The following is a 13,570-nucleotide window of genomic DNA, read 5'->3' as shown; positions in this document are numbered from 1 at the left end:
TTTAAAGGATAATATACATTAAACTATTGCAAAGTAACATTGCTATAGGCAGCAACAAGACTAAAGGTTTTGTTGCTGTTTTTTTGTGCACTGTACCCATTTGCAATTTCATTTCCATAATTTTTGGAAACGCCCAGCACCAATGTTTTAGGGAATTTTACAGATGAATTGGAAGCATTGCTGAAAAAATTAAAAGCTGTATCGGGTAGCTTTACCCTTGCTTCCGAATTGTCCAAAATTATATTCAGGGTATTAAACTCGTTGGATATATTGTTAATAAACAGGTCGCCAAAACTTCCATCAATAATAGCATCTCCCGTAAAGTTATCGATGGCAACGTTGGATGATTTCGATGTTAATTTAATGCTGTTTACATCCTTTAGGCTTACCGATTCCACATAATTTACCTGCAACTCTCCCTGATGCCAATTATCTACTAAAATAGGCGAATATGAAGCATGTATTACAGAATTTTTGCCAATTACGTTAGAAGCATGCAACCTTGAATAAGACAAGGTTGCATTTATGGTTGATGAATTATCGGCCAAGGTTACTTCGCCATGACGGACGTTCATTTTTAGCTTAGCGCCTTTGGGCATTTTTATTTTGATTGTTTTTTTAACCTTCAGGTTTTTGTCGCCGCTGTCGGACCTGTAAAAAAACACATTGGGAGCCCCCGAAGCATCACCGCTTCTATATTCTATTGCCTGTTGCCTTGCCTTCATTACCTGCTTTCGGGCTTTCTCTGCTTGTTTGTGTGCTTCTTCCCTAGCCTTTTCCAGTTCTACTCTGTTTATTTTTTGATCTTTCCGCATCTGTTCGTAATCTTTCATCATTTCTTCTTTATGGGCTTGCCATTCTGCCTGATGTTCTTTTACTTCTTCTTGCCATTCATCTAAATTGGCCTTGACCTCATCATCAAAACTTTTATTAAATTTTTCCTTCCATTCTTTTAAGTATTTATCCCCGTCCCGCTTGTAAGCTTCATAATCAAAAGAAAAATCTTCAAAATTAAAAGGCAACGGTGGCATTGGGGGAACCGGAGGCATTACCATAATACTGTCAGGCATTGGCGGTAATGGCGGTATTGGGGGGATGGGAATGGAATCGGGAAAATCAAAATCGAAGTCAATATCGATATCGTCCATATCAGAAATCACGATTACGTTATCATCATTGGCCCATCTCATAACGTTACTGGCAGTGCTTACCGAAACTTTATCGGCAGTGCCCGTTGCCTTAAAATTCCAATCTTTAAAATATTTTTCGGCCTCTTCCTTAGAAACATCCTCTATTTCTATAACGGCCTCTATTTCTACCTTGTTTTTATTCCAGGTATCAAACTCAACATCGGCATAACTTGTATTTACGTCAATTGCTACGTCCTTATTTACATCAAAGGATTCTTTGTAGGTTTTCGACTGTTTTTGTGCTTGTACAAAAACCGATGACAAAAGCAATACAACTAGCAATCTATACGTTTTGTGTTGTAAATTTCTCATTTTTTGATTCTTTAAGTTCTTTAATCTTCTCTTTTAACCGGTATAGCAACTGTAAGCGCAACTGTAAATTGTTAATTAGCGCATTAATGGTTTGGTCGTTTGGTCCTACATCGTTTAACTCTACGGTAAGCTCTTTATAGGCATCGTTGAGTTCGGACAGCCTGCCCATGTATCCGTCCAATAATTTTTTATTGGCATCGTTTAAATCTATATCTGCCAGCTCTAGGTTAATATTGGCAACATAATAATCTTCTACTTTTTTTAGGTCGGGGGATATGTCGCCCAATGTAATTTTATCGGCTTCTTTATCAGTTTTTTGATCCACACCTGCCACTTGGCCCTCAATAGGTGTATTTGACTCTTTTTGATAGAAAAAAATACTGGTCCCAATACCCAAGAGCACGACTATGGAAGCGGCTATTTTCCATAAATAAGACTTCGGTTTTCTCTTTTTGGGAAACGTTGCTTCCAAAAGCTTCAAAAAATCTTCTTCATGCCCCTTTGGCAATGTATATTGCCCTTTATCTTTATGGTCTTCAAACATTTTTTTAATATCCTGTGCCATATGCTCTTTCTTTTAAAAGTGACTTCAATTTTTGTTTTCCGCGCAATAAATGTGTTCTCGATGTTGTATTGGTAATTTCCAGGATTTGTGAAATTTCTTCATGATCATATCCTTCAATTAAATACAACATCACCACATATCTATATTTGTCGGGCAGCTTGTTTATGGCCAACTTGACATCGGCAATGTCCAGTGGGCTTTCCATTTCCCAATTTTCATCGTCTACAAGTTGCACAAACGATTCGTTTAACGATACGAAATACTGCCGTTTGGACTTTAAAAAATCGATGCTTTTATTTATTACAATTCGCTTTAACCAACTTCCAAAAGTTACTTCTGCTTTAAACTGATCCAATTTTTTAAAGGCTTTTATAAAACTTTCCTGCATAACATCTTTTGCGTCGTCTGCATTTTTTACATAGCGCATGGCTATACAATACATGGCATCGCAATACATATTATAAAGCTTCATTTGTGCCTTACGGTTGTTTTGTTTACATTTTTCGATCAGATCAATTTCAAGCATGCCGGCTTGTCTCTTTTTTTAGTTGGATACAGTTACTATTCACCATTAAAGACGACGAAAAAAACAAAACGTTGCAATTTTCTTCTTTTATTTATTTGATGTAGCAATTGTGCTATGTTTACATTTTGTATTTTCGCTACTGATTTTAAGGAAACCCCTTATTATTTACAAAGAAACAACTTAATATATAATGCAAGAATACAGCATCCAAAACGATTTTATAAAACTTATTGCGCTCGATTATGGCGCTACCATCCACCAACTAATTACCAAAGATAAAAACGGAAATAATGTAAATATTGTTCTAGGATTTAAGGAAAAGCAAGAATATAGGCACAATCAAGAATATTTAGGAGCTTCGGTAGGTAGGTTTGCCGGACGGGTCCATGAAAGTGGTTTTACGCTAAACAACCAACATTACACCCTACTTTCCAACAACGGTGCCCATTTGCATGGCGGAAAAGAAGGCTTTTCTTTTAAAACATGGAAACTGGAAACCATACATCAAGGCAATGATCCTTTTATTAAATTTTCATACACAAGTAGCGACATGGAAGAAGGTTACCCCGGAAACCTTCAGGTATTTTGCACCTATCAACTCAAAAAAAATAAATTGATAATTACCTATGAAGCAAAAAGCGATAAAGACACTATTGTAAACCTAACAAACCATAATTATTATAACCTTGACGGAAGTGGAAGTATTTTAAACCATGAGCTCATGATTGCTTCTGATAAAATTTTAACAAAGGACGAAAATGCTGTTGCCGATGGAGATTTTATGAGTGTTGAAGGTACGCATTACGACTTCAGAAAAAAAAATAAAATAGGCAATCAAATTAAAACCAAAGGCATAGACGACTGTTACGTACTTACCAACAACGACCCTTTAGCAGTATTGTACGCTAAAAACACAGGCATAGAAATGACCGTTTCCAGCAACCAGTCCGGCGTTGTTGTGTACACCCCCGAAAATTTTGATGAAAATAGATTTTTAAACAAGCCCCTCCATAAATATCCTGCCATTTGTTTTGAAACCCAAGGTTTCCCAAATGCGCCCAATCAACCGCATTTTCCTTCAGTAATATTAAAAAAAGGCGAATTATATAAAAACGAAAGTATTTTTGCGTTGACCGTAAAATAAATCTCTTTTAAAGAAATAAAAGATTAAATGTTTTATCGGTTTCTATTAAAAAAAGTAAGCCCCGCCAAAAAATGAGCGGGGTTTATTATTTTATCAATGCCTTATATTACGCTTATTAAAAACGTGAATTATTATACCATTAAATTTAAAGTAACGTCTATGTTGTCTTGTGTGGCGCGGGAATATGGACACACTTCATGGGCTTCGTTTATAAGCTTTTCTCCGGTTTCCTCGTCTATGCCCGGTAAAGTTACATCCAAAACAACTTCCAGGAGAAAGCCTCCCAATTCGGGGTGTTTGCCTATACCTACCGTTGCGGTAACGTCAAAATTATCTCCTATATCCACTTTGTTTTCTTTGGCAACAAACTGCAATGCGCTCCCAAAACAAGCCGAATATCCAGCGGCAAACAATTGCTCGGGGTTTGTATGGGCCCCTCCCTTGCCACCTAATTCTTTTGGCAGTTCCAGTTTCATGTCTATCAACCCGTCATCGCTTTTTACATGTCCTGCCCTACCTCCGGTTGTAGTGGCGCTAGCTTTGTATAATGCTTTCATTTTTGATTTTTTTATATTATTCTCTAATATACCTTTATTCATACAGAATATCAGTATGGAAGTTATTAAATTTGTTTTAAAATTTTAGCATTTGTCCAAAAACAAGCCACATAAATCCGCTTTGAGCAAACACGAAGGGGTTTCGCAAAACGAAACTACCAATCGGGCTGCCATTTCCAAATTTTTGAACAAGAGGAATAAAGACTTTTCTTCGGATGCGCTTGCCAATGCTATTGTTAAAGGAGATACCATAGCGCTTAGCAGAGCCATTACCTTGGTAGAAAGCACCAACCCGAAACATTTACAAAAAGCCAACGAGGTTCTTGCCAAATGTCTTCCGTATGCAAACAACTCTATAAGAATTGGAATTACAGGAGTTCCCGGTGTTGGAAAAAGCACTTTTATTGAAGCTTTAGGAAACAATATAGCCAACAATTCCAGTAAATTGGCCGTTCTGGCGGTAGACCCAAGCAGTTCGATAACCAAAGGAAGCATCTTGGGCGATAAAACCCGTATGGAACAATTGGCAAATAATCCAAATGTATACATCCGCCCTTCGGCTGCGGGCACTTCATTGGGCGGCGTTGCGCGAAAAACAAGGGAAAGCATTATTTTATGCGAAGCCTGTGGGTTTAAGTATATTTTTGTAGAAACCGTTGGTGTGGGGCAAAGCGAAACGGCCGTACATAGCATGGTAGACTTCTTTTTACTTTTAAAGTTGGCCGGGGCCGGCGACGAGCTCCAAGGGATAAAAAGAGGGATTATAGAACTTGCAGATGCCATTGTTATCAATAAAGCCGACGGCAATAATTTTAAAAACGCCCAAAAGGCCAAAGTAGAATTTAACCGAGCCCTGCATTTGTACCCGCCAAAGCCCAATGGTTGGGTGCCCAAAGTCCTGCTTACCTCGGCTACCGAAAGTACCGGGATCGACAAGGTTTGGGAACTTATTGAAATGTATATGGACCAAGCTAAAAAAGAGTCGTTTTTTAGTAAAAAAAGAATGGAGCAACATACGTTTTGGCTACACCAAACCATTGAAGACCGCTTAAAATCGAATTTTTATAATAACGAGCAGGTAAAAAAAGCCTTGCACGAACAATTAACAGCCATAGAAAACAACCAAACCACCCCTTTTGCAGCTGCTCAATATTTGCTTTCCTTGGTTTCCAAATAACTTTTTTGCATACCAAACCACATATGTAACCATTACTTTGTTTTCTAAAAATCTTATAATATAGAACGCTCAGCAGTAGTTGATTTTTACTGGTAAATACCTACATTTGCATTTGGTTTGCAGCTTTGCAGTCAAAAAATAGCTTTATAATTATGAATTACGAGTTTACTATTATTGTTCCTGTTTATAATGAAGAAGACAACCTGGAACGGGTAGAAAAAGAATTTAAAAAATATTTTGAAATAGCCGCAAAGCCTACCAAAGTGCTTTTTGTTAACGATGGCTCAAAAGATAAGAGCCAAGAACTTATTGAAGCTATTTGCCAGCGCTCCAATCATTTTACCTATATTTCTTTTGTAGAAAACCGCGGGTTGAGCGCCGCCATAAAAGCCGGTTTCGACCATGTGGACACTCCGCTTTTGGGATATATAGACTCCGACCTACAAACCACCCCGGAAGATTTTAACGAACTACTAAAACATATTGAACATTACGACCTCGTAACCGGGGTCCGTGCCAATAGAAAAGATTCTTTTGTAAAAAACATGTCGTCCACCATTGCAAATGGTATCCGTAGGGCCTTTACCCACGACGGCATGGACGATACCGGTTGCCCGCTTAAAGTTATTAAAAGCGATTATGCCAAGCGCATCCCCATGTTTAATGGTTTGCACCGTTTTCTACCCGCCATGATTTTGCTTCAAGAAGGTAAAATCGTTCAAATTCCGGTACGCCATTTTCCGCGTATCGCAGGAACGGCAAAATTTGGTTTCTGGAACCGCCTTATTGGTCCGCTTCAAGATTGTTTTGCATATCTTTGGATGAAAAAAAAGTACATTAATTATTCCATTGCTAAAAAAGGTTAAATGGCAGACTGGCTTATATACGCTATTGGATTTCTCGCACAAATACTCTTTTCCGGGCGCCTTATTTATCAATGGCTTTCATCAGAAAAAAATAAAAAGGTACTAACACCGTCGCTTTTCTGGAAATTAAGTTTGTTTGCTTCCTTTTTACTGTTTGTATACGGTTGGTTGCGCGACGATTTTGCTATCATGCTGGGGCAAACGTTAACATACTTTATTTACATCCGCAATTTACAGTTACAGGGCGAATGGCAAAAATCGCCACGCTTATTGCGTATTTTTTTATGGTTTTTCCCCATATTGATTATTATTTATGGGTACAACAACAATACGTACGACATGCACCAGCTTTTCAAAAACGAAGATATTCCCTTTTGGTTACTAATCCTTGGTATTGTGGCCCAGGTAATATTTACTTTTCGGTTTATTTACCAATGGATTTATTCCGAAAGACGCAAAGAGTCTTCACTTCCGGCCGGTTTTTGGCTTTTAAGCCTTTTGGGCGCTTTATTGATTTTAAGTTATGCCGTATTGCGAAGAGATCCTGTTTTACTGGTGGGACATTGTTTGGGAAGTATTATATACATTAGGAACTTACTTATTTTAAGAAAACAAAATGACTGAGTTTATAGAAAAGCATCCCGTTAAAATTATCCTGTTGGTATGTGCCCTTATATTTATAGCCAATCTGGACGTGATTTATGTAAATATCATGGAGGCACGCAATTTTGTAACCGCCCGGGAAATGATACAAAACCACAATTGGGTACTTACCACCATGAACGATTACCCACGCTACGAAAAACCACCATTACCAACGTGGCTTACAGCATTGAGTGCAATGGTGTTTGGGGTTCATAACCTTTTTGCGCTACGGTTACCGGCGGCATTATCTGCCATTGTATTGGTTTTCTTTTTTTATAAAACGGTATTGCTCATTAACAGCAATAAAAAGTTAAGTTTTTACACTGCTTTAATCCTCCCTACTTCTTTCTATATTATCTTTTCGGGAAGAAACGGCCAATGGGATATTTTTACGCATAGTTTTATGGTTATCAGCATTTATTTTTTAATAAAAATGCTAAAGTTTGACCAACTTAAATGGGGCAATGCCCTTTTGTCCGGCCTCTTCTTTGGGTGTTCGTTTTTAAGCAAGGGGCCCGTATCGTTGTATGCATTATGGCTCCCTTTTTTAATTGCCTACGGAATAGTTTACCGAAACGAACTAAAGAGAAAACATATCTTGCCCTTTGTTTCACTTTTGTTGCTGGGGCTCGCCATTGGCGCTTCTTGGTTTGTGTATGTTCGTTATGCCGATCCGCAGTCGTTCATGGAAATCGCCACAGAAGAAGCCGGCAATTGGACCAGCTACAACGTGCGCCCGTTTTATTATTACTGGAGTTTCTTTACCCAAAGCGGTATATGGACACTCCCCGCTTTTGTTGCATTGCTATATCCGTATTTAAAGAATAGAGTAAGCAACAAACGGCATTATACCTTTGCTTTTATGTGGACCATGGCTTCGGTTGTCCTGTTATCGTTCATTCCCGAGAAAAAATCGAGATATTTGCTCCCGGTGCTAATCCCGATGGCCTTTAATACTGCTTTTTATATAGAATACCTTGTAAATCATTTTAATAACATAAAAAAAGGCGAGCGTTTTCCGGTATATTTCAATTTTGGACTTATTGCCCTTATCGGGATTGCCTTCCCTATTGGGGGATTCATCTTCTTAAAAGATAAATTAAGCGGCCATTACCCATCTTTCATCCTTACGGCCATTTTATTGTTTGCCATTGGTGCCGGTATTGTGTTTTTTCTTCGGAAGAAAGACACCGAAAAGGTCTTTTACCTCACTATTGGTTTTGTTATTGTCATTTTACTTGTTGGTTTTCCGTTGGCCAATACTTTTAATACCAATGAAGAATTTAACAATATAAATACGCTCGAAACTTCTCTGCCATTGTACTCCTTAGGCGAACCCGCCCCTGAAATGATATGGCATTTGGGACATTCGGCCCCAGAAATTCAACATGGTGGGCACCTTAACATACCAACCGAAGAAGAATTTGGAATTTTGGTAGCAGACGATAAAAAAGACGAATTAAAACGTATCTTTGAAAAAGATTATTCTATCGATTATAAAGAAAAATACGACATAAATTATACGGCAAACCCCAAAGACCGCGCATACAAAGCAAGGCTTACAAGTTCGTACTACATCATTAAAAAGAAATAAAATATGGCATTTAACAAAACCGAAAAGTTAGGATATGCCCTTTTGGGAATTATATTGATTTACAGTTTGTACCTAGGATTTACCAATCCTGATTATTTTAACAATACATATGCCGCCGAAGACCATACCGTAGAAAACGGCACTGCATTTATGCTGCTTTGTATAAGTTTGCTGTGCCTAGTGCGATTGTTTACCATAAGTAAAGGCAAATCTATTACCTGGAAGCTGGGCGTTTTGCTTTTTGCCATTGTCTTTTTCTTTGGTGCCGGCGAAGAGATATCCTGGGGGCAACGTATTTTCGGGATAGAATCCGGCGAATACTTTTTGCAGCACAATGCACAAAAGGAAACCAACCTGCACAACCTTGTAGTGGGCGATACCAAAATAAATAAAATCATTTTTAGCCAGTTGCTCATGATCGGCATGGTTGTTTACCTGCTTGCCGTACCACTTATGTACCGTAAAATGGGCTGGGTTAAAAATTTAGCCGATAAATTTGCCGTCCCGGTTGTAAAATGGCACCAAACCATTGCCTTTATAGCTGCTACCGTTGTAGTTGCCCTTATTCCTGCCGATAGAAAGTGGGAAGTTTACGAACTAGCCTTTGGTTTGATTTTCTTTTTGATTTTTCTTTACCCCCTTAACGGATATCTTTTTAAAAAAGAAATAATATCTTAATTGTTATTATCTGAATTTAATTGACTTCTTGTTGATTACAAAAATCATTTTATTTTTTAATTGATTAAGATGATATTTAACAAGGCTTTCGTATAAAACAAATAAGTTATTGAAGAATTTTATCAGTCTAATAAGGGAATCATTGTATGGAAAATTGGGAATTATATTAATAATGGTCTTCTTTTTCTGTATATCATCATATTATGAAGATAGAGAACTATTAAGAATTAATAATTATAAATCATACTCTGTCGTGTAAGGCTACATGCCGAACTGGTAAATGCCATAAAATTATCCATGGAAAATTCCGGATACAATGAAGCCAAGCTAGACGAGGGGAAAATATTATTAAAGGAGGTAAAAGAAAGATGCAATATTGTAACAGATTTTGAGAAAAACCTAAGAATAGCCTCATTGGCCTATAAAAAGGTGAAACAGCAGGTCAATTTAACCTACAACAGGCACCGTGCCATAACCAAAGTTGCCATGGACACCAATAAACCAGCACTAAAAATCCTCAGGATCGACAAAAATCCGCCCAAGCAATTTGCATCTTGGCTGCAGAACGTATCGGTTTTTTATCAAACAATCGCCAAAGACAACGGATATCAAAAAAAACTAGATCAGTTTAATTTATACAAAGACGAAATAGAAAAGTCTATGGCCACGCTGGAAAAATTAAAGAAAAGCTACGAAAGTTACTATAAAATAAAAGGATTAAAAGAAGATAGTACTAAAAATAGAAATGAAATTATGGACAAGCTAAGTCATTGGATGAACCATTTCTATATTATTGCAAGATTAGAATTAAAAGACCGCCCGCAATTATTAGAGTCGCTGCATAAAACCGTGAAGAGTTAATTGTTAGTTGAGAGTTTAGAGTTGAGGGTTGAGGGTTGTACGCCTCTAATAACTATAACCAACCTTTGAACCTTTGTAACTTTGCATCTTTGAACCTCTGAAACAAAAACCCTTTTCTCATTTATTCATTAACTCATTAACTTATAGATATTATGCGACTTCTCCTTCGTCGAAGTGACTACTACTTTGAAAAGGGACTAGGGAAATTGTTAATAGGTCTAATAATGAGAATAAAGAGTAACTATCAACGAACAACGACATGCAACATAACAGCATAGCATCGTAACAACATAACAGCATAACACTAAACTCTTAACTCATAAACTTATCAACCATTATATGGTACAGTTTGGTAAACAGCCAGCCCAGAAGCATCCCGATGGAAATTCCGGTAATTATATCCAAAGGATAATGTACCCCTATGTAAATACGGCTATAGGCAACGGTAATACCCCAAATTACCAATAAAAAAGGCAACCATTTATAATATTTTTTTAATAAGACCGAAAAAAACGTAACTACAACAAAAGCATTGGAGGCATGGGCAGAAAAATAGCCAAATTGGCCACCGCAATAAGCTTTGACCAAGCGCATTTGCTGTGCAATTAACTCCTCATGGCAAGGGCGCAAGCGTTCAAATCCATATTTAAAGAGATTTGCAAGCTGATCGGTAGCGGTAATCATCAATGCCACAAGAACGAGTATCAATATTGTTTTTTTCCATTTAAAAACATAGAGAACAAGTATTAACAACAAGGCATATAATGGAATGGACGACCATTTGTTTGTCATGAACATCCAAAAAGCATCCCATTCGGTATTGCCAAGCCCGTTTAAATACAAAAACAGTTTTTGGTCGTATGCTACCAGTTTATCAATCATATTTATTATTCTTCATATCTACTTATTTCCCGGTCGTAGAAATCGTTGGCTGCTTGAATGAGGTTTTCGGCTTCTGTGGCCAATTCTTTTTCATCTTCAGCAGAAAAATCTTCCAGCCATTCAACCTCATCGTTTTCAAGGTTGATAACAAAGCGCGGGTAATCGGTATGGATGATAAAAATAGCATCTGGATAATCGGTATTATCGCCTAATAAAAATTTTGGTAGTTCCATTTATTGTATACGTTATTAGTTATTTACGGGGCTGTATGTCCCTATCGCTTTATTTTCTTACCATTTTATTCTTCCTGTATGCTTTCTTTAGCATGAATAAGTTTTCTTGTTAGGTAATTGAATCTAAAATACAAAAATATAGCTGCTATTGTAAGTCCGGACAACAAACCTATCCAAATACCCATATTTCCCAAGGAAGTTTTCAATCCAAAGTAATAAGAGATGGGGAAACCGATAATCCAATAGGCCACAAAAGTAATTATAGTTGGTATAACTACGTCCTGTAATCCTCGTAAAGCACCCAGGAAAGTAACCTGAAGCCCATCGGAAATTTGAAAAAAGGCCGCAATCAATAATAATTGCGAAGCTAATAAAATAACTTCGGTGTTATCGGCAAGATTTATCATATCGTTTTGGTCCAAATATATGGTGGGCAACCAATTACGGAAAAATATAAAGAAAAGCGCAAAGATAACTTCCAGGATAAATGTAAGAAAGAACACAGAAATGGCTATCCTACGGAGTTCCCTAAAGTTTTTTAATCCTTTTTGGTTTCCAACACGCACCATGGCCGCAACGCTAAGGCCAACACCAACCATATATGTCATGCTCGATAAGTTAAGCGCTATTTGGTTGGCAGCTTGTGGGTTTTTTCCCAAGACACCGCTTAACCAAACAGCCGATGTGAAAATAGCAACCTCAAAAAACATTTGTAAGGCCGATGGCAAGCCCAGGTTTATGACTTTTTTTATCATTTTGCCCTCGATAACCTTCCATTTAAAGTGTGTTACATACTTCTTGATCTTACTATTTGTGGTAAATAGCCACCAAAGAAAAACAACCATCATAAAGCGTGACACCAATGTGCCAATGGCTGCACCGATAATGCCCAATTGTGGAAAGCCAAATTTTCCGAAGATAAATAAGTAGTTAAGTACAATATTTACAATATTTGCCACAACAGTGGCATACATGGGATATTTTGTTTGCGAGAGGCCATCTGAAAATTGCTTTAAAGCCTGAAACATAATAAGTGGTACCAACGAAAATGCTACCAAATCTAAATAAGGTAATGCCAACTCTACAACTTCGCGCGGTTGATCCATTAAATACATTAATGGTTTTGCAAAAAGCAAGATCACAAATAGCACAAGGCCAATAAGGGTAGATAAAAAGAGTCCGTGTTTAAGTGCCGAGCGCCCCTGCTCTATGTTTCCGGCTCCATCGGCTTCGGCAACCAAAGGTGTAATTGCCGTAGAAAAGCCTATTCCCAAAGACATGGCAATAAATATAAAGCTGTTCCCCAATGAAACTGCGGCCAGTTCGGCTGTACCCAATTGTCCAACCATTACGTTATCGGCAAAAGCCACAAAAGTATGTCCGAGCATCCCTAAAATAACGGGAAAGGCCAAACGTAAATTATAATTAAATTCTCTCGTATATCGTTCTAAGATCATGGAACTGTTTTGAGGGCGCAAAGATACATTTTACCCTTTTGATGTCCTAATGAAGAACAGGTTTTGAATTTTAAATTAAACTGGAGGTGTTGGAAAACCTGTGTTAGATTTTCTTTGCTTCTTCCCAGAACACGTTCATTTCGGCAAGGGTCATTTCTTTTAACGATTTTCCCAATTCCTTGGATTTTTTCTCCAAATATTGAAAACGTTTAATGAATTTTTTGTTGGTGCGCTCCAGTGCATCTTCGGGGTTTACCTTTAAAAAGCGTGCGTAGTTAATCATTGAAAACATAACATCTCCAAATTCGGCTTCAATTTTATCATGTTCGGCCTTGTTGATTTCCTCTTGTAATTCGCCGAGCTCTTCCTGTAATTTCTCAAAAACCTGCCGGGGTTCTTCCCAATCAAAACCAACTCCGGCCACTTTATCTTGAATCCTGCTCGCCTTGACCAATGCCGGCAAACTTTTGGGAACGCCTTCCAGAACACTTTTTTTCCCTTCTTTCAATTTTAAGTTCTCCCAATTTTGTTTTACTTCTTCTTCGTTGGATACTTTTACATCTCCATAAATATGCGGGTGCCGGTTAATTAATTTATCACATATGCCATTGGCCACATCGGCTATATCGAAATGATTGGTCTCGCTCCCTATTTTGGCATAAAAAACTATATGCAACAATAAATCTCCCAATTCTTTTCTAACTTCTTCTAGGTCATTATCCAGAATGGCATCGCCCAATTCGTAAGTTTCTTCAATGGTTAAATGCCGTAAAGATTCCAAGGTTTGCTTTTTATCCCACGGACACTTTTCACGAAGTTCGTCCATAATGGTCAACAAACGGTCGATTGCTTTTAACTGCGATTCTCTAGAATTCATAAAAAA

Annotated in this window: 15 protein-coding genes; 7 read left to right on the top strand and 8 right to left on the bottom strand. The window is 37.6% G+C overall.

Translation table 11 applies throughout. From position 1 onward, the window contains the following. Window positions 1-23: 23 nt before the first annotated feature. Genes UXI14_RS13635 through UXI14_RS13625 form a run of 3 tightly spaced genes read right to left on the bottom strand, consistent with a single transcriptional unit; the run spans window position 24 to window position 2,593 of the window. Window positions 24-1,502, bottom strand: a complete 1,479-nt coding sequence (locus UXI14_RS13635) for a DNA-binding protein (RefSeq protein WP_335966608.1) — start codon at window positions 1,500-1,502, stop codon at window positions 24-26. Further along, on the bottom strand, window positions 1,474-2,067 hold the full coding sequence (locus UXI14_RS13630; protein ID WP_335966607.1) for a hypothetical protein: 594 nt from the start codon (window positions 2,065-2,067) through the stop codon (window positions 1,474-1,476). The genes UXI14_RS13635 and UXI14_RS13630 overlap by 29 nt, the downstream gene beginning before the upstream one ends. After that, window positions 2,051-2,593 carry an RNA polymerase sigma factor gene (locus tag UXI14_RS13625; RefSeq protein ID WP_335966605.1) on the bottom strand — a complete coding sequence of 181 codons (543 nt, stop codon included), beginning with the start codon at window positions 2,591-2,593 and terminating at the stop codon, window positions 2,051-2,053. The genes UXI14_RS13630 and UXI14_RS13625 overlap by 17 nt, the downstream gene beginning before the upstream one ends. 190 nt (window positions 2,594-2,783) lie before the next feature. On the opposite strand from UXI14_RS13625, the gene UXI14_RS13620 reads away from it, so the two are divergent. Continuing rightward, window positions 2,784-3,737 (top strand): aldose epimerase family protein, encoded by a 954-nt coding sequence (locus UXI14_RS13620; protein ID WP_335966604.1) that lies wholly within the window; start codon window positions 2,784-2,786, stop codon window positions 3,735-3,737. Between the two features lie 131 nt (window positions 3,738-3,868). On the opposite strand, the gene UXI14_RS13615 is transcribed toward UXI14_RS13620, so the two are convergent. Continuing rightward, window positions 3,869-4,294, bottom strand: a complete 426-nt coding sequence (locus tag UXI14_RS13615; protein ID WP_277900833.1) for an organic hydroperoxide resistance protein — start codon at window positions 4,292-4,294, stop codon at window positions 3,869-3,871. A gap of 91 nt (window positions 4,295-4,385) precedes the next feature. Here UXI14_RS13615 and meaB point away from each other — a divergent pair, with 91 nt between their 5' ends. The 6 genes from meaB (at window position 4,386) to UXI14_RS13585 (ending at window position 10,115) form a co-directional block, all read left to right on the top strand. Next, window positions 4,386-5,471 carry a methylmalonyl Co-A mutase-associated GTPase MeaB gene (meaB, locus tag UXI14_RS13610; RefSeq protein ID WP_335966603.1) on the top strand — a complete coding sequence of 362 codons (1,086 nt, stop codon included), beginning with the start codon at window positions 4,386-4,388 and terminating at the stop codon, window positions 5,469-5,471. 152 nt (window positions 5,472-5,623) lie between these two features. Continuing rightward, the gene (locus UXI14_RS13605) at window positions 5,624-6,337 is read left to right on the top strand and encodes a glycosyltransferase (protein WP_335966602.1); all 714 of its coding nucleotides are present in this window, start codon (window positions 5,624-5,626) and stop codon (window positions 6,335-6,337) included. After that, window positions 6,338-6,961 carry a lipid-A-disaccharide synthase N-terminal domain-containing protein gene (locus UXI14_RS13600; RefSeq protein ID WP_277900830.1) on the top strand — a complete coding sequence of 208 codons (624 nt, stop codon included), beginning with the start codon at window positions 6,338-6,340 and terminating at the stop codon, window positions 6,959-6,961. After that, entirely contained in the window at window positions 6,954-8,576 is a 1,623-nt protein-coding gene (locus UXI14_RS13595) for a glycosyltransferase family 39 protein (RefSeq protein ID WP_335966601.1), read from the top strand. The genes UXI14_RS13600 and UXI14_RS13595 overlap by 8 nt, the downstream gene beginning before the upstream one ends. 3 nt (window positions 8,577-8,579) lie before the next feature. Continuing rightward, a complete protein-coding gene (locus UXI14_RS13590; RefSeq protein ID WP_335966600.1) occupies window positions 8,580-9,254 on the top strand; it encodes a hypothetical protein in 675 nt (224 codons plus the stop codon). A 297-nt stretch (window positions 9,255-9,551) separates the two neighbouring features. Further along, window positions 9,552-10,115, top strand: coding sequence for a hypothetical protein (locus UXI14_RS13585; RefSeq protein ID WP_335966599.1), 564 nt, complete (start codon window positions 9,552-9,554; stop codon window positions 10,113-10,115). Between the two features lie 312 nt (window positions 10,116-10,427). On the opposite strand, the gene UXI14_RS13580 is transcribed toward UXI14_RS13585, so the two are convergent. The 4 genes from UXI14_RS13580 to mazG form a co-directional block, all read right to left on the bottom strand. Further along, window positions 10,428-10,997 (bottom strand): phosphatase PAP2 family protein, encoded by a 570-nt coding sequence (locus tag UXI14_RS13580; protein WP_335966598.1) that lies wholly within the window; start codon window positions 10,995-10,997, stop codon window positions 10,428-10,430. Between the two features lie 5 nt (window positions 10,998-11,002). Further along, entirely contained in the window at window positions 11,003-11,230 is a 228-nt protein-coding gene (locus UXI14_RS13575; RefSeq protein ID WP_277900825.1) for a hypothetical protein, read from the bottom strand. 65 nt (window positions 11,231-11,295) lie between these two features. Then, window positions 11,296-12,687: an MATE family efflux transporter gene (locus UXI14_RS13570; protein WP_335966597.1), complete on the bottom strand. Its 1,392-nt coding sequence runs from the start codon at window positions 12,685-12,687 to the stop codon at window positions 11,296-11,298. A 103-nt stretch (window positions 12,688-12,790) separates the two neighbouring features. Then, complete coding sequence (gene mazG, locus UXI14_RS13565) at window positions 12,791-13,564, bottom strand: nucleoside triphosphate pyrophosphohydrolase (RefSeq protein WP_335966596.1); 774 nt, start codon at window positions 13,562-13,564, stop codon at window positions 12,791-12,793. Window positions 13,565-13,570: the final 6 nt, after the last annotated feature.

This window comes from Galbibacter sp. PAP.153, from assembly GCF_037029175.1.
Lineage (GTDB): Bacteria > Bacteroidota > Bacteroidia > Flavobacteriales > Flavobacteriaceae > Galbibacter > Galbibacter pacificus.
The sequence above is the reverse complement of the archived record's forward strand: the minus strand, read 5'-3'. Positions and strand labels throughout refer to the sequence as shown.